The organism is Geodermatophilus sp. SYSU D00525 (genome assembly GCF_054050475.1).
In genome coordinates, this window is sequence record NZ_JBJGZK010000015.1 from 1 (window position 1) to 18,455 (window position 18,455).

Annotated in this window: 17 protein-coding genes and 1 tRNA gene; 4 read left to right on the forward strand and 14 right to left on the reverse strand. The window is 75.1% G+C overall.

The annotated features are described in order from the left end of the window. Nucleotides 1-83 precede the first annotated feature (83 nt). Both helR and ACI796_RS14035 read right to left on the reverse strand, forming a co-directional pair. A complete protein-coding gene (helR, locus tag ACI796_RS14030) occupies nt 84-2,234 on the reverse strand; it encodes an RNA polymerase recycling motor ATPase HelR (protein WP_456941845.1) in 2,151 nt (716 codons plus the stop codon). Between the two features lie 153 nt (nt 2,235-2,387). Next, the gene (locus tag ACI796_RS14035; RefSeq protein WP_456941846.1) at nt 2,388-2,618 is read right to left on the reverse strand and encodes a hypothetical protein; all 231 of its coding nucleotides are present in this window, start codon (nt 2,616-2,618) and stop codon (nt 2,388-2,390) included. A gap of 96 nt (nt 2,619-2,714) precedes the next feature. Here ACI796_RS14035 and ACI796_RS14040 point away from each other — a divergent pair, with 96 nt between their 5' ends. After that, a complete protein-coding gene (locus ACI796_RS14040; protein ID WP_456941847.1) occupies nt 2,715-3,290 on the forward strand; it encodes a dihydrofolate reductase family protein in 576 nt (191 codons plus the stop codon). A 21-nt stretch (nt 3,291-3,311) separates the two neighbouring features. Here the strand turns inward: ACI796_RS14040 and ACI796_RS14045 are convergent, their stop codons facing one another. From ACI796_RS14045 to ACI796_RS14060, 4 genes are all read right to left on the reverse strand, one after another. Further along, the gene (locus ACI796_RS14045) at nt 3,312-3,620 is read right to left on the reverse strand and encodes a hypothetical protein (protein ID WP_456941848.1); all 309 of its coding nucleotides are present in this window, start codon (nt 3,618-3,620) and stop codon (nt 3,312-3,314) included. Beyond that, entirely contained in the window at nt 3,584-4,135 is a 552-nt protein-coding gene (locus ACI796_RS14050; protein ID WP_456941849.1) for a bestrophin-like domain, read from the reverse strand. Before ACI796_RS14050 ends, ACI796_RS14045 begins: the two co-directional genes overlap by 37 nt. 2,026 nt (nt 4,136-6,161) lie before the next feature. Continuing rightward, nucleotides 6,162-6,238, reverse strand: a tRNA-Ile gene (locus tag ACI796_RS14055). A 184-nt stretch (nt 6,239-6,422) separates the two neighbouring features. Beyond that, on the reverse strand, nt 6,423-6,662 hold the full coding sequence (locus ACI796_RS14060; RefSeq protein ID WP_456902659.1) for a hypothetical protein: 240 nt from the start codon (nt 6,660-6,662) through the stop codon (nt 6,423-6,425). A gap of 234 nt (nt 6,663-6,896) precedes the next feature. On the opposite strand from ACI796_RS14060, the gene ACI796_RS14065 reads away from it, so the two are divergent. Continuing rightward, nucleotides 6,897-7,106, forward strand: a complete 210-nt coding sequence (locus ACI796_RS14065) for a DUF4177 domain-containing protein (protein WP_456941850.1) — start codon at nt 6,897-6,899, stop codon at nt 7,104-7,106. A gap of 536 nt (nt 7,107-7,642) precedes the next feature. Here ACI796_RS14065 and ACI796_RS14070 read toward each other — a convergent pair. Next, nucleotides 7,643-8,122, reverse strand: a complete 480-nt coding sequence (locus tag ACI796_RS14070) for a DUF1707 SHOCT-like domain-containing protein (protein WP_456941851.1) — start codon at nt 8,120-8,122, stop codon at nt 7,643-7,645. 517 nt (nt 8,123-8,639) lie between these two features. Between ACI796_RS14070 and ACI796_RS14075 the strand changes: the two genes are divergently transcribed. Beyond that, nucleotides 8,640-9,857, forward strand: coding sequence for a M23 family metallopeptidase (locus ACI796_RS14075; protein WP_456941922.1), 1,218 nt, complete (start codon nt 8,640-8,642; stop codon nt 9,855-9,857). Here ACI796_RS14075 and ACI796_RS14080 read toward each other — a convergent pair. Then, entirely contained in the window at nt 9,854-10,756 is a 903-nt protein-coding gene (locus ACI796_RS14080) for a maleylpyruvate isomerase N-terminal domain-containing protein (RefSeq protein WP_456941852.1), read from the reverse strand. The two genes, ACI796_RS14075 and ACI796_RS14080, sit on opposite strands and share 4 nt — an antisense overlap. A gap of 396 nt (nt 10,757-11,152) precedes the next feature. Between ACI796_RS14080 and ACI796_RS14085 the strand changes: the two genes are divergently transcribed. Then, nucleotides 11,153-11,653, forward strand: coding sequence for a DUF3145 domain-containing protein (locus ACI796_RS14085; RefSeq protein WP_110007004.1), 501 nt, complete (start codon nt 11,153-11,155; stop codon nt 11,651-11,653). Between the two features lie 178 nt (nt 11,654-11,831). On the opposite strand, the gene ACI796_RS14090 is transcribed toward ACI796_RS14085, so the two are convergent. The 6 genes from ACI796_RS14090 to ACI796_RS14115 form a co-directional block, all read right to left on the reverse strand. Next, nucleotides 11,832-13,244: an acyl-CoA carboxylase subunit beta gene (locus tag ACI796_RS14090; RefSeq protein ID WP_456941853.1), complete on the reverse strand. Its 1,413-nt coding sequence runs from the start codon at nt 13,242-13,244 to the stop codon at nt 11,832-11,834. Between the two features lie 57 nt (nt 13,245-13,301). Beyond that, the gene (locus ACI796_RS14095; RefSeq protein WP_456941854.1) at nt 13,302-14,540 is read right to left on the reverse strand and encodes a beta-ketoacyl-[acyl-carrier-protein] synthase family protein; all 1,239 of its coding nucleotides are present in this window, start codon (nt 14,538-14,540) and stop codon (nt 13,302-13,304) included. 50 nt (nt 14,541-14,590) lie between these two features. After that, a complete protein-coding gene (locus tag ACI796_RS14100; protein WP_387984847.1) occupies nt 14,591-14,830 on the reverse strand; it encodes an acyl carrier protein in 240 nt (79 codons plus the stop codon). Nucleotides 14,831-14,907: 77 nt separating this feature from the next. Beyond that, complete coding sequence (locus tag ACI796_RS14105; RefSeq protein WP_456941855.1) at nt 14,908-15,873, reverse strand: beta-ketoacyl-ACP synthase III; 966 nt, start codon at nt 15,871-15,873, stop codon at nt 14,908-14,910. After that, nucleotides 15,870-17,087, reverse strand: a complete 1,218-nt coding sequence (locus ACI796_RS14110) for an acyltransferase domain-containing protein (protein WP_456941856.1) — start codon at nt 17,085-17,087, stop codon at nt 15,870-15,872. Before ACI796_RS14110 ends, ACI796_RS14105 begins: the two co-directional genes overlap by 4 nt. Nucleotides 17,088-17,250: 163 nt before the next feature. Further along, complete coding sequence (locus tag ACI796_RS14115) at nt 17,251-18,429, reverse strand: PucR family transcriptional regulator (RefSeq protein WP_456941857.1); 1,179 nt, start codon at nt 18,427-18,429, stop codon at nt 17,251-17,253. Nucleotides 18,430-18,455 lie beyond the last annotated feature (26 nt).

An 18,455-nucleotide genomic window follows, 5' to 3' on the forward strand; every position in this document is an offset into this window, starting at 1 on the left:
CCCCCCCCCCCCCCCCCCCCCCCCCCCCCCCCCCCCCCCCCCCCCCCCCCCCCCCCCCCCCCCCCCCCCCCCCCCCGCCGGTGTCAGGAGCCGGTGAGGACGACGAGCCGCTGCGTCGCCCGGGTCATCGCGACGTACCGGTCGACCGCCCCCTCGATGCCCTCGCCGAACCGCTGCGGGTCGACGAGGACGACCAGGTCGAACTCGAGCCCCTTCGCCAGCACCGGCGTCAGCGACCGGACGCGGGACGTCGCCGGGAACGCCGGGTCGCCGATGACGCAGGCGATCCCCTCGGCGTGCGCGGCCAGCCAGCCGTCCACGACAGCCCGCAGGTCCGCGACGGACCCGTGGACGACCGGGACGCCGGTGCTGCGGACCGACGTCGGCACGTTGGCGTCCGGGATCGCGGCCCGGATGACCGGCGCGGCCTCGGCCATGACCTCCTCGGGCGTGCGGTAGTTGACGGTCAGCGAGGCCAGGCGCACGTCGGTGAGGCCGATCCGCCCGAGCCGCTCCTCCCACGACCCGGTGAACCCGTGCCGCGCCTGCGCGCGGTCTCCGACCACGGTGAGGCTGCGTGACGGGCAGCGGCGCAGCAGCACCTGCCACTCCGCGTCGGTCAGCTCCTGTGCCTCGTCGACGACGACGTGCGCGAACGGGCCGGCGAGCACGTCCGGGTCGGCCTGGGGGAGCGCGGCCCCGTCGACGAGAGCGTCGCGGAGGTCCTGGTGGCGCAGCGTGGTCATCAGCAGCAGCTCGGAGTCGTCGGCCGCGATCAGCTCGTCGATGACGCCGGCCATCCGCTCCCGCTCGGCCGCGACCACGGCGTCGTGCCGGCGCTGCCGCCGCTCCACCTCCGGGTCGCCGATCCGCTGCCGCGCCGCGTCGAGCAGCGGCAGGTCCGACACCGTCCACGCCTGCGCGTCCGCGCGCTGCAGGGCCCGGACCTCGTCGGCGCCGAGCCAGGGCGCGCACCGGCGCAGGTAGGCCGGCACCGACCACAGGTCCCCGACGACGTCGGCCGCCTCCAGCAGCGGCCACGCGCGGTCGAACGCCGCGCGCAGGTCGCCGTCCCGCCGCACCGCCCGCCGCACCTCGTCCGGCTCGGCGTCCTCGTCGTCGTGCGCGTCCACCACGATGGAGACCAGCGCCTCCCACACCTGCCCGCGCGCCTCGTTGTGCGGGGTGCCGGGGTCCGGCGCCTCGAACGCCTCGGCCCAGTCGTCGGGGCCCAGCCGGACGTCGGCCCACGGCGTCGTCACCGTCGTCCCCCGGGTGGGCGGCTCCTCGTGGAAGCGCACGGCCGCCTCGACCGCCTCGGCCATCCGCGCGGACGCCTTGAGCCCGGCCACGCGCGGGTCGGCCTCCGTCCCCGCCGCGGCGCCCTCGGGTACCAGGTCCCGCAGCGTGCAGGTCCGCACGCCCTCCTCGCCGAGGCTGGGCAGGACGTCGGAGACGTAGGCGAGGTACGGCTCGTGCGGGCCGACGAACAGCACCCCGCCCCGGTGGTGCCCGAGGCGGGGGTCGGAGTAGAGGAGGTAGGCGGTGCGGTGCAGGGCGACGACGGTCTTCCCCGTGCCCGGGCCGCCGTCGACGACGAGCGCGCCGCGGGAGCCCGCGCGGACGATCGCGTCCTGGTCGGCCTGGATGGTGCCCAGCACGTCCCGCATGCGGTCCGACCGGTCGCTGCCGAGGCTGGCGACGAAGGCGGACTGGTCGTCGAGCGCGGCGTGCCCGCGGAGCCCGTCCGGGGTGAACACCTCGTCCCAGTAGTCGGTGATCCGGCCGCGGGTCCAGCGGTACCGGCGGCGGCTGGCCAGCCCCATCGGGTCCGCGTGGGTCGCGCCGAAGAACGGCTCGGCGGCCGGCGACCGCCAGTCGACCAGCAGCCGGCGGCCCGCGCCGTCGGTGAGGCCGAGGCGCCCGACGTAGACCGGCTCGCCGCCGTCCGCGGGCACCATCCGCCCCAGGCACAGGTCCAGGCCGAAGCGGCGCAGGGTCCGCAGCCGCGAGGTGAGCCGGTGCACCTCGAGGTCCCGGTCCAGCGCCGCCTGACCGTGTCCGCCGGGGGACCGGCGCTCGGCGTCGAGGCGGTCGGTGAGCTCGGCGACGGTCTGCTCCAGGCTCGCCGCGACGGCGGCGAAGTGCGCGACGTCGTCGGCGACCAGCGCCGGGTCCGCCTTGGCGGCGAGGTCGTCGGGGAGGGCGAAGACGGTGGTGCTCAGGGGGCTCACGGCGGGCGAGTGTGGGCCCCGGACCGGGTCTTGCCGCAAGCCCCGGGGCCCGCTATACGTTGAGGTGGGAGGACGAACGGGCTCCCTCTCCCGGTCCCCTCGCGCGACCGCCGACGTCCGGATCGCCGGGCCGCCGCCGTCACCGGCTGCCGGTCAGCTCACCGGCCCCGTCGTCAACCGGTCCAGCACCTCCGACCACGCCCGCCGGACGTGCGCGGGCTGGCCGTCGACTAGGGAGCCGAGGTGCGCGGGCGTGAGCCGGCCCGGGTCGACGACGGCGTCGAAGGCGAGGCGGAAGACGAGGTCGCTGACCTGATCGCTTCCCAGACCCGCGTCGCTCAGGGGCTGCAGGATCCACCGCGGGTCCACCGGCATCGCGCTCACGGACGGTCTTCGGACGGAGGCGCCCCCGCGGTTGCACCCGGCGATGAGTTCCTGCCCGGTGGCCGGTCGTCCCCCGTGACACGGGAGGAGGGTCCGATGTCTGACCTGATGGTGGACTTCATCGTCTCGCTCGACGGCTACGGGGCCGCCGAGGGCTGGCCCGGCTACTGGGGCATGGAGGGGCCCGAGTACCTCGGCTGGCTGGCGCAGGACGGCGCCCTGGAGCAGACCGTCCTCATGGGGGCGACGACGTACCGGCTGATGTCCGGCTTCGCCGCCGAGATCCCCGACGACCCCGGTCTCGCCGGCCTGACGGCCATGCCGAAGGTGGTGTTCTCGTCCACCCTGCGGGCGCCGCTGTCGTGGGCGAACACCGAGCTGGTCGACGGCGACGCCGTGGCCGCCGTGCGGGAGATGAAGCAACGCGGCGAGCGGCCGCTGCGCACGGTGGGCAGCGTCAGCCTGTGCCGGTCGCTGCTCACCGCCGGCCTGGTGGACCGCTTCCGCGTGATCGTCTTCCCGGTCATCACCGGCGCCACCGGGGCCGACCGCGTCTACGACGGCTATCCCGACGTCGCCCTCGAGCTCGTCGACAGCCGCCTGTTCGACGGCCGGCTCCAGCTGCTCGAGTACGTCCCCACGGTCCTCGCGGGTCCACCCGGGGCGTCCTGAGGAGACCCGCGTGCCCGGCGCTCAGTCGGGAGCGCCGGCTGCCGGGGGAGCGGACATGGAGTCGTGGACGTCCGCCAGCGGGGTCGCCGGGACCCGGATGAGGCCCCGGGCCGGGCGGTCGAGGTCGAAGGTCACCACCAGCAGGACGGTGACGAGCAGCGCCGCGACCACCGTCGTGGCCAGCCCGCGCCGGATGCTGGACAGGTGCAGGGCGAGGTGGAGGGCCAGCGCGCCGAGGGCCACGGCGGCCCCGGCGACCTCCACGACGAGCACGGCCGTCGGCACGCGGTTGGTCAGGGCGTACACGCGGGTGGACTGCGCGTCGAACATCTCGTTGAGCGACTCGACGTAGAGGCGGGGGGCGCTGCGTCCGGCTCCCGGTCGAGGGCCTCTCCGGCCAGCGACCAGAGCCGGCGCTGGTCGCGCTCGCTCGCCGCGAGCGCCTCCTGCTGAGCGGGGCTCCCCGGCACCGACTCGGCGATCTCGATGCTGGTGCCCGTGTACTGCCGCAGCAGGTCGAGCGTCTCCGTGCGCACCGGCTCGGGGAGGGTCTGCGCGCGGAGGTACGTCGTGCCGATGGCGTTGGCCTCGTCGACGGTGGCGGCTCTCCGCGACTCGTAGCGCCCCAGCGCCAGGCTGAGGCCGAAGGCGAGGATCAGACCCATGAAGCCGATGAGCGCCCCCTGCAGCACGCCCAGCGGCTCCCGGAACCTGTCCGAGGCGCGACCCACCCGCTGACCGACGGACAGCCCGCCGAGCGTCACGCCGATCATGAGCAGGCCGAGCAGGACCGCCAGGACCCAGGTGTTCAGCCCGAAGAACAGCACCACGCCCCCCTTCGCCACGGCTGGGACCGGCCCCTGCCCGGGCTCGGTCGGGACCCGGGGGTCACGGTGGACGCCGGGGCGGGAGCGTCACCGGCGGCGGGACGACGGGGCGTCGTCCGTCGACCGGAGCAGCCGGGCGGCAGCGCAGCTGCTCCCCGCCCGAGCCGGTTCCACCGGGGGACAGTAGGACCACGGGGCTGCTCCGGACCAGGGGTCCACGGCCGTCGTCGGACCTGCGTCCGGGCCCGGCCAGGAGGACGGGACCGCAGGTCCGGACCGGTGGGGCGGGTGGGGCTCGAACCCACGACCGAGGGATTATGAGCACTGATGGTGGTGCGCTGTGCTGACCTGCGCGTGTGCAGGTGGCTGACGAGCGTGACAGCCCCAATCCCTCGCTCTATCCCGAGACTTCGGGCGCGGCTGCAACTGATGGTCGAAGGTCGCCCGTTCGGCGATCGGGCGGACCCTCCTGGCCGTGATGGTGGCCGACTCGTCAGGTTGTAGCGGTTGCCCTATTCGGTACCCCTGGCCGTCAGCCCGCAGGTGCGGCGGGACACCCTCGGCGTCGCGGGCTTACTCCTGGCGTAGCTAGCGGCGGTGTCGGCTTCGAGCCGGTGAATGGAGTGGTCGTCACGGCGTCCATGTGGTTCCGTGCAGCAAAGTGCGGGTTGTACGCGGCGCTGACTCGTGTCAGCCGAGCAGCAACTCTCGCTATCCGTGGAGGTCAAGATGTCGGCTGAAGAAGCTGTACGCGCGAAAACCCCCGGTTGTAGCCGTGAGCCCGTGCCTGTACTCGACCATACGGAACCGTCGAACTAGTCCCTGCCACGGACTCTTGAACGGTGCTGTCTTCGATGGACCGAACTGTCCGAACTGCCCGTGTTTTGCGATCAGCCAGTTCCCAGCCTCCCAGTAGAGATGGGTGATATAGACAGGCGAATCGCAAACCCAGGCGTGACCGGTTGAGCACCTCCTTCTTCGCCAATCGCCACCGCTCTCCGACGTGTGAGTGAGATTCTTATTCAATTCAGAGCTGCACTTGATGATGTTCCACTCAGAAGCTGGCCCGGGATCCCACTCAGCCTCACAGTATTCCCGATGAAATAGAAGGCGCCCCACAATGGGCGCACAGTATGCGATCGGCGTCCTGACCGCAGGTGTTGGATCCGGCGTCCAGATGCCACCCGACTCCGTGGGGGCTTGCAGTTGCACCTTACCGTCCGACCCCAACCTCGCTGTGAGAGCGTCCTCGACACGATCGCAGAATCGCCTTGTGCCAACCAGGTCCAAGCGGTCTTCTTGATCATGGTCAACAGCGGCGATCAGCCAAGGGATCGGCGCGTCGGGGGGCGCTACTGATGCGTACAGGCGAAGCGGTGACGGGAAGCGCTGCACAATCGCATTGAAGGTGTCCCCGCAGTCTCCGCTAAACGATAATCCAATCTCCCCATGCTCCGGGACTCCGAGGAAATGAAAGGCGCCGTCGCCAACAGTGACGGATGCCAAGACATCTGGTCGTCGCAAGCGAGCATGGTTTGGGTCAGCGTTAGCCGGGGAGGTAGGGGCCACTTCGGCCAGCGGTGAGTCCGGTTCCTCGTCCATCGACCCCGACGGCATGCCCCGACCACGCATGGCTTCGAGTTGAGACTTCGTGCCGTCACTCAGGGTGACGTCCAGTAGGTGGGAAAGCTCCGCGTCGAGCCTGCTCATGTCTCGGGACGTGCTCACAGTGCCTCCCCAACCGTGCGAGGCAGGATCAAGCCAGGTGTCACGTTTCCGCAGGAAACGGGGCCGCCACCTCTCACGTAGGTTGGCGTACTGCTCATCACGAGCACGTCACCGCAGCATCAATCGGCACGGGGATAGCTCACGATCGTGCTCGGCGCGACGTTGCGGGCCGCAGATGGGTCCGCCAGTCGGGCAACAGGACAGAGAGGTCGTCGACAGCCATGTAGGCGGTGCGCGCGTGCGCCATGTCCGCCATCAGGCACGGTACCCGGCTGTTCGAGCGCTGTGCGGGACCGAGTACCCGCGTACTGCCTGATGGTGGGGCGGGTGGGGCTCGAACCCACGACCCAGGGATTATGAGTCCCATGCTCTGACCGGCTGAGCTACCGCCCCGGCGACGGACCCGCTGCTCAGCGGTCCGTCCCCGTCGTCCGGCCCCGGTCGTGGCGGCCGTCGCTCCACCGGGTGCCGGGCCGTGCCCGAGGGTACCGATCCGGCCGGGCGGGCCCGCCCGTGACACCACGGACCCCTGGGAGACCGGCACTGCGCCTCCCAGGGGTCCGTCGGACCGGCCGGCTCAGCCGCCGAGCCGGGACCGGAGCAGCTGCTTGCCCTGCTCGGCGCCCTTGCGGCTGTCCGCCTGCGCCTTGCGGAAGAGTTCCGCCAGTTCGCCGTCGCCGTCGCGGTCGGCGTCCTGGATGTAGGTCTCCAGCCGGAGTGCATTGCTCAGGCACTGCTCGGTGAACCAGATGAGGTTGTAGTCCTTGTCCTGGGTGCCGGTGACCTGTCCGGCCTCCTGGCCGCTGGTGGTGGTCATGGCCCGCTCCCTCCACTCGGGTGAGACGTCCGGTCTACTCGCGGCGACCGGGCGCGTCCACCGGTCCGCGCCCGGTGGTCCTCGTCGCGGGCGCGGCTGTCCGGGCAGCGCAGTGCGCCGTCGGCCGGTCGGTCGTCCCGCTGCGGGGACGGCGACAGCGGGATGCGGTCGTGGGACGCGCGGGCGTCCGGCCCGCCAGACTGACCCCTCGAGCACCACCGGGAGGAGCGATCGATGGCCGGACGCTACGAGTACAAGGTCGAGGAACTCCGCGAGGGCATGATCGGCGGCAAGATGTCCGGCGACAAGCTCGAGAGGGTGCTCAACGAGCACGCTCACGAGGGCTGGCAGCTCAAGGCGATCACGTCCGTCGACGTGAAGGGCCGCATCGGGCCGGGCAGCGTGGAGGGCCTCCTGGTCACCTTCGAGCGGCCCCTCGCCTGATCACCCCGGCGGCGCTCGCGCCGGTGGTGAGTCGGCCGGGAGCCGCCCTGCTCGGTGGACGACCGAGGACCCGGTCCTCGACGCGCGCTCCGGAGCTGACGCCGGAGGGGTCCCGCAGTGACCTCACGGCCTCCGCGTGGCTGCGCCCCAGCGACGGTCGCCACCGTGGGTGCTGCCCGGACCACGAGGAGCACCGTGAACGACCAGCAGACCCCGAACGGCACCCGCTGGGAGCCCCCGCCGTCCTGGCCTGGTACCCCGAGCACACCTCGGCGGGTGCGGCCCCCGGTTCGCCGTCCGTCACGACCGCAGCCGCGCCGCCCCCGGCGCAGGCGCCGGCCGCCTCTCCGCCGCGCCCTGTCCCCGGAGGTCCGGCAGCGGGCAGGGCCTCCCGCGTGGCACCGGCGGCTTCCCCGGCACCCCGCCCGGCCTCGACGACGGGACCGCCGACGACGGCACGACCGGCACCGTCCCCGACGACGGACCACCGGCGACAGCGCCTGACCCCGTGCGCGGGCGGGCCCGGCCGGGGGGAATCAGCCCCGGCCGGGCCCGTCGCCGAAGCCGCCGAACCCGTCGGGCCCGCCGGGGAACCCGTCCGGACCGCCGCCGAACCCCTCGGCCAGCCCGTGCAGGACCAGCGAGCCGAACGCCACGAGCACCAGCAGGGTCACCAGGCCGACCAGTGCGATGCGCACGGCCGCGGGTCGGCCGGCGCGCGCCCCGGCGACGGTGGTCCGCACCTGCTCCCAGGCCATGAGCCCCAGCGGCCGCCAGCCCGGCGCGGTGGGCCGCGGCGCGGCCGCCACCGGCGGGAGGTCGGCGGTCAGCGGCGCGAGGTCGCGCAGGTGGACGGCGGCCCAGGCCGCCGCCATCCGGTCCCCGCCCTCGTCGGGCGTGAGCGCCCCGCGGGCGACGCCGTCCTGCAGCCGGTGCACCGTCGCGAGCCGGTCGGCGTCGGTGGCGCGCACCGGCGGCGCCTGCGGCGTGGCGCCCGGCCGTGCCGTGCCGTTCACGGCGGCCGTGTACCGCACCCGGCCGTCCGACGGCGTCGCCGGTCCTGGGATCGGGGTCCCGTCCATGTCGTTCCTCCCCACGAGAGCCGGTCCGGCCGGTCAGCCTGCCCGCCGTTCCTGTGACGGACCTGTGAGGCGGGGCACCGTGGGACATGCCTCGGACGCAGGAGTGGCACCGGGTGTCATGCCGGACACGCACCGTGAGACCCGCAGGTCAGAGGGGTGCCGAAACGGTTGAGAGCGCAAGCGGACACGCCGGGACCGTTATGTCCCCGTGACCTCACCCGTCCCATCCGTAGTACGTTCGCCCGCGGTCCTGCCGGGCCGCTGCGCCTCGGACCGACGAGGACCCCGGCCGGACTCCGCCTGACCGTCCCGGTCCGGACCGGGAGCGGGGACCGCACGGAGGTCCCCGGCTCGGTCGCGCCCGCGGACGCGGGCAGGGTGCCCGTCCCGCCGGACGGGCCCGACCCGGCAGGCGGCCGCGAGGAGAGGGAGATCCGCCCCGTTGGCGACCGTGCACCACCGGACCGCCCGCCACGCCCGCCCCGCCACCCGGCGGCTGCGCCGCGCCGTGCTCGCCGCCGGCGCCGCCGCGCTCCTGATGGCGGCGCCCGTCCCGGCGATGGCGGACCCCGACGACGACGTCGCCGCGGCCGAGGCCGCCGAGGCCGCCCTCGTCGCCGAGGTGAGCCGGATCCAGGGCGAGGTCGCCACCGCCGAGGAGCAGCTGCAGCGGATGACCGTCGAGGCCGAGGCCGCCGCGGACGCCGCGCTGGTCGCCCAGGCCGAGCTCGCCACCGCGCAGGAGGCCGCCACCGCGGCCGCTGCCGAGCTGCAGGCCGCGCGCGACGCCGTCGCGCAGGCCCAGGACGAGGTCGTCGAGCTCGGCCGCGAGGCCTACATGGGCAACGGGGGAGACCTCGGCGGCACCGCCTCGGTGCTGCTGGACAGCCAGGGCCCCCGCGAGGTCCTCGAGCGCGCCGCCACCCTCGACCTGCTCGGCGCCCAGCGCGCCGAGACCCTCCAGCAGTACGAGGTCCTCGAGGCCCAGGAGGAGGAGGCCGACGCCGCCGCCCGCGCCGCCGTCCAGGAGCGCGACGCGGCCGCCACGGCCGCCGCGGAGGCCCAGGCCGCCGCCGACGCCCGGCTGGCCGAGGCGCAGGGCGACTATGACGCCCTGGCCGGTGAGAAGGCCCGCCTCGACGAGCAGCTGCGCGCGGCCGAGGTCGAGCTGCTGCGGCTGCGCGGCATCGCCGAGGCCGAGGCCGCCTGGGAGGCCCAGCAGGCCGCCGAGCAGCAGGCTGCGGTGAACGTCCAGTCCAGCGCCGGCGGTGGCATCGCCCCCACCACCGGCCGCGTGACCTCCTGCTACGGCCCGCGCTGGGGGACCATGCACCAGGGCGTGGACATCGCCGCCCCGATCGGCACCCCGGTCTTCGCCCCGGAGGGCGGCGTCGTCCTGCAGGCGGGTCCCGCCAGCGGCTTCGGCCAGGCCGTCTACGTGCAGCACGACGACGGCTCGATCACCCTCTACGGACACGTCAACCGGTTCTTCGTCTCGGCCGGCCAGGTCGTGACCGCCGGCCAGCAGATCGCCGAGGTCGGCAACAAGGGCCAGTCCACCGGACCGCACCTGCACTTCGAGGTGCACGAGGGCGGGCTGTACGCCAGCCGGGTCAACCCGATGCCGTGGCTGCAGGCGCACGGCGTCTCGCTGGGCGGCGCCTGCTAGCGGCGCCCGCGGAACCGGCCGAGCAGGTCGCCGGCGCCCCCGACGGTCCGCGCGGCCAGCGCCAGGATCGGGCCGCCGGGGATGCCCGGCGCCGACTCGACGATCGGCGCCAGCCGCATCAGCTCGGGCAGGTCGCGCACCCGCAGCCGGCGCCGCACCAGCGCCGCGGCCGGGTTGGTCCGCCCCGACGCCGCCTCCAGCAGCACGTCGGCCGCGGCCTCGACGACGGCGCCGCGGGGCCGTCCTCCGGCGACCCGCCGTACCGTCCAGCCCGGCGGGTCGGCCGCGAAGACCCAGCCGCCGCCGGGGGTGACCAGTGCGGCGCCGCCGGCGATGCCCGACGAGGCGGCCAGTGCGCCGGTGACGTCGGCCAGCGCGGCCAGCCCGGCGTCCAGGACCGCCGGCGGGACCGGGGGAGCGCCAAGCGGCACCAGGTCCAGGCCGTGCACCGCGAGTTCGTAGGCCTGGCCCAGGACCACCGACAGCATCGGCAGCCGCCCCACCGTCGAGACGGCGGGCGCGGTGTCCAGCTCCGTGGGCTCCTCGGCCAGGTAGCGGGCGGTCGCCTCCCGGTTGCGGCGCAGCGCGGCGAGGACCTCCTCCCGCGAGGCGTCCCGGTGGGCGGTGGTCACCTGGGCGTTGGTCGCGTCGACGTCGGCCGGCGTCCCGGTGCCGCCGGCCCGGGCGGACGCCGTCAGGTCGGCCAGGGCGGCGTGGTCGGGCCAGCAGCCCAGGTGCACGCACACCTCGTGCGCCCGCCAGCCCGGGAGCCGCGTCGGCCGGTCGAGGTCCACCGCGGCCGCCTGCTCGAGGAAGGCGTCCCAGGCGCCGAGCACCATCGGCCCGACCACGTCCCGGCCGGCGTCGGCCATCCCGTGCGTCCCGTCGTCGCGTCCCATGCCGGGCCCCTACCCACCCCGCGGACGATCTCGCAGGGTGACCGACACTCCCGCGGGGCGTTCACCGTGCGTCACCGACGGTCGACAGAGTTCCGTATACGACACGGGCTCCCGCAACGGCCGGTGACGGGAGCCACGGTGTACCGTCAGGCCCGTCCGACCTCGGGTTGGACGCCGCGCCACCGGTCGTGGTATGGCGCTGACCAGCACTTCCGTGACCTGCGGGGCGGGTGTGGTCACATCCGGAACAGTCGCTGCATCCGCACTGGCGCGACCGGCACCTCATCGTGCACACTGTCCCCGGAAGCCCTGGCCCACCGCCGTTGACCACAGCCTGTCACCGAATCGATCGTCCGTTGGGGAAGACGAGACCGATCGAGTCGATGGAGGTGCCTCGTGCAGCGACGGTCTACCCAGGGTGTCGTCTTCGTGCACTCCTGCCCGAAGGCGCTCTGCCAGCACGTCGAGTGGGCGCTCGAACGCGTCATCGGCGCGCCGGTCTCCCTGTCGTGGGCCGACCAGCCCGCGGCGCACGGTGCCTACCGTGCCGAGGTGGCCTGGACCGGGTCCCCCGGCACGGGCGCCAAGCTGGTCGCCGCGCTGCGCGCGTGGCCGATGCTGCGGTTCGAGGTGACCGAAGAGGCCAGTCACGGCAACGACGGCGAGCGCATGTCCTACGTGCCGGGGCACGGCGTCTTCCGCGCCCCCACGAGCGCCAACGGCGACATCGTGGTGACCGAGCAGCAGTTGCGCACCCTCGCGGCGACCGCCACGTCGGTGGAGGCGTTCCGCCACGGCGTGGACCAGCTCCTCGGCGCGGCCTGGGACGCCGATCTCGAGGTCTACCGCTACGCCGGTGACGGCAGCCAGACCACCTGGCTGCACCAGGTCGTCTGAGGGTCCGGGGCGAAGTCGCAGGTCACGATCAGGGCACACGACGTGAGGCACCCCGCGTCCTCGTCGTAGGCTGCACACCAGGTCGTCCGGACGCCGTCGGGGAAGCGGCGTCCGGACGACCTCGATCGAGGGGCCCGTCCCCCCTGCAGCGGTGACGGGCCCCTCGGTGCGTACGGCCTCAGAGCGGGATGTTGCCGTGCGCCCCGCGGCCGGCCGGGGCGGAGGCGAGGGCCTCCACCAGCCGCCGCCGGGTGCGGGAGGGCTCCACCACCTCGTCGACGACGCCGATCTCCAGCGCCCGGTTCACCCCGCCGGCGATCCGCTCGTGCTCGGCGGCCAGCTGCGCGTGCAGCGCCTCCCGCTCGGCCGGTGGGACCGCGGCCAGCTTCTTGCGGTGCAGGATGCCGACGGCGGCCTTGGCGCCCATGACCGCGACCTCGGCGCCGGGCCAGGCGAACACGGCGGTGGCGCCCAGCGAGCGCGAGTTCATCGCGATGTAGGCCCCGCCGTAGGACTTGCGGGTCACCAGCGTCACCCGCGGCACGACCGCCTCGGCGAAGGCGTGCAGCAGCTTCGCGCCCCGCCGCACCACGCCGTCCCACTCCTGGCCCACGCCGGGCAGGTAGCCGGGGACGTCGACCAGCACCACCAGCGGCACCCCGAAGGCGTCGCACATCCGCACGAAGCGGGCGGCCTTCTCCGCCGACGCCGAGTCCAGGCAGCCGCCCAGGCGCAGCGGGTTGTTGGCGATCACGCCGACCGTCCGCCCGTTGAGCCGGCCCAGCGTGGTGACGATGTTCGGCGCCCAGCGCGGGTGCAGCTCCAGCCCCGGCCCGTCGAGCACGGCAGCAACGAGCGGCTTGACGTCGTAGGCCCGCTGCGGCTGCTCGGGCAGCAGGGATCGCAGGTCGACGTCGGGGGCGTCTGCCGCCGGCGCGAAGGAGCCCTGCGCGGCGAACAGGTCCACCGCCTGCCGGCCGGTCTCCAGCGCCGCCGCCTCGGACTCGGTGACCACGTGCACGACGCCGCTGCGCCGGCCGTGGGTGTCCGGGCCGCCGAGGCGCTCCATGTCGACGTCCTCACCGGTGACCGAGCGGACGACGTCGGGACCGGTGACGAACACCCGCCCGGCCGGACCCATGATCACCAGGTCGGTGAGCGCCGGACCGTACGCGGCGCCGCCGGCGGCGGGGCCGAGGACGACCGAGATCTGCGGCACCCGGCCCGAGGCGCGCACCATCGCGGCGAACACCTCGCCGACGGCGTGCAGCGCGGTCACGCCCTCGGCCAGGCGGGCGCCGCCGGAGTGCCAGATGCCGACCACCGGCACGCGCTCGCGCAGTGCGGTGTCGATGGCGTCGACGATGTGCCGGCAGCCCTCGACGCCCATCGCGCCGCCCATCACCGTGGCGTCGGTGCAGAAGGCGACGGCGGGGCTGCCGGCCACCGTCCCGCGCGCGGCCAGGACGCCCGAGGTGTCGCGGGGGGCGAGCAGGGCCACCGACCCGGCGTCGAAGAAGCGGGAGAGGCGGTCCTCGGGGTCGCGCGGGTCGGGGGTGGGCAGCGTCGGGACGGCGTGGACGGTGGTCACCGGACCTCCAGGGCGGGCCAGTCGGCGGGGCCGGCCCGGAGGCCGGGCGGGGAGGGGCTAGGCGGTCGTGAAGACGAGCGCGATGTTGTGGCCGCCGAAGCCGAAGGAGTCGTTGACCGCGGCGGTCAGGGACGCCTGGCGCGGCTCGCGGCGGACGATGTCGAGGGCCTGCACGGCGGCGTCGTCGTCGGGGTCGTCGAGGTTCGCCGTCGCGGGGACGACCTGCTCGCGCAGCGCGAGGACGGTGAACACCGACTCCAGGGCGCCGGCGGCGCCGAGCAGGTGGCCGGTCTGGCTCTTGGTCGCGGTGACCAGCGGGTGGTCGCCGACGGCGCTGCGGATGGCGGCGGCCTCGGCGGTGTCGCCGACCGGTGTCGAGGTGGCGTGCGCGTTGACGTGGCCGACGTCGGCGGGGTCGATGCCGGCGTCGCGCAGGGCGGCGCCGATCGCGCGGGCGGCGCCCTCGCCCTCGGGGTGCGGGGCGACGAGGTCGTAGCCGTCGGCGGTGGCGCCGGCACCGGCCAGCCGGGCGTGCACCCGGGCGCCGCGGGCCTTCGCCGAGCCCGCGCGCTCGAGGACCAGCGCGGCCGCGCCCTCGCCGAGCACGAACCCGTCGCGGCCCTTGTCGAACGGCCGCGAGGCGCGCTCGGGCTCGTCGTTGCGGGTGCTCATCGCCCGCATGGCGGCGAAGCCGGCCATGGGCAGCGGGTGGACGACGGCCTCGGCGCCGCCGACCAGGACGACGTCGGCGCGGTCGAAGCGCAGCAGGTCCAGGCCCCAGCGGATCGCCTCGGCGCCGGAGGCGCAGGCGCTGACCGGGGCGTGCACGCCGCCGCGGGCGCCGACGGCCAGCCCGACGGCCGCGGCCGGGCCGTTGGGCATGAGCATCGGGATGGTGAAGGGGGAGACCCGCTTGGGGCCCTTCTCCTCCAGGACGTCGTCCTGGCCGAGCAGGGTCAGCGCGCCGCCGATCCCGGTGCCGAAGACGACGGCGACGCGCTCGGGCGCGGCCCCGGCGTCGGCGGCGCCGGAGTCGGCCCACGCCTGCTCGGCGGCGATGACCGCGACCTGCTGGCTGCGGTCCAGCCGGCGCGCGCGGACCCGGTCCAGCTGCTGGATGGGGTCGGCGGCCAGGGTCGCGGCGAGCTGGGCGGGGAACTCCTTCACCCAGTCGTCGTCGAGGCGGCGGACCCCCGACCGTCCGGCCAGCAGCGCGTCCCAGGTGCTGGCGACGTCGCCACCGAGCGGCGTGGTGGCTCCGAGGCCGGTGACGACGACGTCGTCGTGCGTGCTCATGACGGGTCCTCTCCTGGGGGCGTGCGGGCGCGGGCGGCCGGGGATCCGGCTCAGCCCTGGTTCTTCTGGATGTAGCTGATGGCGTCACCGACGGTCTTGATGTTGCCCAGCTCGTCGTCGGGGATGGCCACGCCGAACTTGTCCTCGACGGCGGTGGCGATCTCGACCATCGACAGGGAGTCGACGTCGAGGTCCTCGGTGAACGACTTCTCCGGGGTGGCGTCGGCGGGGGCGACCCCGGCGACCTCCTCCAGGATCTCGGCCAGACCTGCCTGGATGTCCTCGCTCACGCGGGAGTCCTCTCTCTCGGTGGGGGCGGGCGCTGCCCGCCGTCGGGCCCGGGCGTCCCGGGGGTCTGGGGTGCCGCTCAGGGCAGGACGAGCACCTGGCCGGCGAAGGTCAGGCCGGCGCCGTAGCCGAGGACGAGCGCGAGGTCGCCGCTCTTCGCCTCGCCGGACTCCATCAGCGCGGTCAGCGCCAGCGGGATCGACGCCGCGGAGGTGTTGCCGGCCTGGACGATGTCGCGGGCGACGACGGTCTCCTTGCTGAACCCGAGCCGCCGGGTCATCGACTCGACGATGCGCAGGTTGGCCTGGTGCGGGGCGAACACGTCGATGTCCTCGGGCCCGACGCCGGCGGCCTCCATCGCCTGGATGAGCGTGTCGGTGAGCCGGGTGGTGGCCCACCGGTACACCGCCTGGCCGGCCATCGAGATGCCCCTGGAGCCGGCGACGATCTCGATCGCGGAGAACTGGTCGCCGTCGCTGCCCCAGGCCACCGGGCCGATGCCCGGCTCGTCGGAGGCGCCGACCACGGCCGCGCCCGCGCCGTCGGCGAAGATCACCGCGGTCGAGCGGTCGGTCTTGTCGACGACGTCGGTGAGCCGCTCGACGCCGACCACCAGCGCGTTGCGCGCCGAGCCCGCGCGGATGGCCGCCGAGGCCACCTCCAGCGCGTAGCAGAAGCCGGCGCACCCGGCGTTGAGGTCGAACGCGCCCGGGCGGGGGATGCCCAGGCGGTGGGCCACCTGCGGGCCGATGCCGGGGATCGGCTCCTTGAGGCTGGCGCTGGCCAGGATCACCAGGTCGACCTCGTCGGGCGCCAGGCCGCTGGCGGCCAGGGCCTTGCCGCCGGCGGCGACGGCCATCTCCTGCAGGGTCTCGTCCTCCGAGGCCCAGCGGCGCTCGGCGATGCCGACGCGGGTCTGGATCCACTCGTCGTTGGTGTCCATCACCTGGGCGAGCTCGTCGTTGGTGACGCGCCGGCGCGGCCGGTAGCCGCCGAGGCCCAGGATGCGCGCCCCGGGGGCGCCCTTCGGCAGTCGGATGCTCACGCGGGGACCTCCGGGTAGAGACGGGCGAGCGGGTCGCCGGCGTCGACGAGGTCGCCGTCCTGGACGAGCCACTCGGCGAGGACGCCGTCGTACCCGGCCGAGACCCGGACCTCCTCGCGGCGGCTGCGCACGCAGCCGAGCGGGGTGCCGGCGGGCAGGTGGGTGCCCTCGGGGACGTCGGCGGGGCTGACCGTGCCGCGGACGGGGGAGACGACGACCCGCCAGTCGGGCTGGTGCTCGGCCTCGGGCCGGCCGCGGGCGGCGTCGATGAGGGCGCGGGCGCGGTCGAGGTCGCCGGGGCCGGCCAGCGCCAGCACCTCGACCGCGTCCCCGTTGGAGGTGGCGCCCTTCCACTCGCGCTTGGCCAGGCCCGCCAGCGCGCCGGCCGGCGGCAGCTCGATCGCCGCGGTGACGCCGAGCTCGCGCAGGGTGGCCAGGCACGCGTCGAAGCGCACGGGGCTGGTGACCTGGCTGACCAGGCGGGACAGCACCTCGGTGCCGGAGTCGACCGCGGCGCCGTCGGCGTTGGACAGCAGCAGCCGGCTCGGGTCGGCCGGGCGCAGGCCGTCGACCAGGCCCTCGAGCTCCTCGCGGGCCGGGCCCATGTAGGAGGTGTGGAACGCGCCCGCCACCGACAGCGGCATCACCCGCGCCTTCGCCGGCGGCTCGGCCTTGAGCGCGGCCAGCCCGTCGAGCGGCCCGGCGACGACGACCTGGCCGCCGCCGTTGAGGTTGGCCGCGACCAGCCCGTGCCGCTCGAGCGCCTTCTCCAGCTCGTCGGGGTCCGCGCCGAGGACGGCGGACATGCCGGTGGGGGTGAGGCCGCAGGCGCGGGCCATCGCGCGGCCGCGGACGGCGGTCAGCGCGATCGCCGCCTCGACCGACAGCACGCCGGCCAGCGCGGCGGCGGTGAGCTCGCCGACGCTGTGCCCGGCGATGACGACGTCGCGGCCGGTCTGCGGCGTGTGCGCGACCGGGCCGGGCAGGCCACCGAGCTCGCGGGCCACGAACAGGCTCATCGCGACGACCAGCGGCTGGGTGACCGCGGTGTCGCGGATCGCCTCGGCGTCGCCGGTGGTGCCCAGGGTCAGCAGGTCGGCGTCGGCGATCGCCCCGGCCCAGCGGAAGAAGGACTCGGCGCCGGGGAGCTCCAACCAGGGGGTGAGCATCCCGGGCTTCTGCGCACCCTGCCCGGGCGCGAGGACGGCCAGCACCCCCTCACCGTCTCATTGGTCACGGTTCCCCGCGCGCTTGTCCGGAACGAAAGGTCACCACTGCCGTTTGGAGGGTTCCCACAACGGGAAGGCGCGGACGGGCCGTCGCCACCGCGATCCGTGGTGGACAACACTGCAGGACCCCTTGCGGCCCCGGGTCCCGCTAGTGCCAGAGGGAGCGCTCGCCGCCCAGGTCGGCCAGGGCCAGCGCGACCTGCAGGGTCCAGGCGCCGCGCGGGTCGGTGGCCACCTGCCCGGTCACCTCGGCGGCCCGCTTGAGCCGGTACCGGACGGTGTTCGGGTGGACGAACAGCGCCCGCGCGCTGGCCTCCAGGTTGCCGCCGCCGGCCAGCACCGCGCGCACCGTCTCCAGCAGGTCGCCGCCGGCGGTGCGCAGCGGCAACACCACCCGCTCGGTGAGCGCCGCGCGGGCCAGCGGGTCGCCGTCGAGGGCCCGCTCGGGCAGCAGCGCGTCGGCGGGCACCGGCCGCGGCGCCCCGGGCCAGGCCCGCGCGGCCCGCAGCCCGGCCAGCGCCGCCGCGGCCGACCCGCCGGCCGCGCTGAGCCGGTCGACGACCGGGCCGAGGACCACCGGGCCCGGCCCGAACTCCTCGGCGACCCGCTCGGCCGCCGAGCGCAGGTCCTCGGCGCCGCCCAGCACCACGACCAGGTGCTCGGCGTGCACGCCGACGAGCACCTCGCAGCGGTGCGAGCGGGCGGCGCGGCGGACGTCGGCGTGCGTGTCGCCGTCGGCGGGGGCGACCCCGACCAGCACGGCCACCGGGCCGGTGCCGTCCCAGCCGAGCGCGGAGGCGCGGCCGGGCAGCTCCTCGGACCGCTCGCCGCGGACCAGCGCGTCGACGACCAGCGCCTCCAGCCGCGCGTCCCAGGCGCCGCGGTTCTCGGCGAAGCTGGCGTAGACGTGCGCGGTGGCGAAGGCGACCTCGCGGCTGAACAGCAGCACGGCCATCCGCAGCGCGTCGGCGTCGCCGGGCTCGGCCACCGACTCGACGTGGTCGTCCATCACCTGGACGGTCAGCTCGACCAGGTCGACGGTCTGCTTGAGGGGCACGGCGCGGACCAGGTCGCGCGGCGCGGCGCCGAACACCTCGCCGGTCAGCCGGGGCGGCCGGTCGGGGGAGCGGCACCACTCGACCAGCGAGGCGATGCCGGCCTGCGCGACGAGCATGACCCAGGAGCGCTGGTCGGCCGGCATGGTCCGGAACCAGGGCAGGTCCTCGTCCATCCGGGCGACGGCGCGGGTGGCGATGGCCCCGGAGGCGCGCTCCAGCCGCCGCAGCGTCGCCGCGGACGGTGGGCGGTCGATCACCCGGTGGGCCACGCGGTCAGCGTGTCACGGCCGGTCGC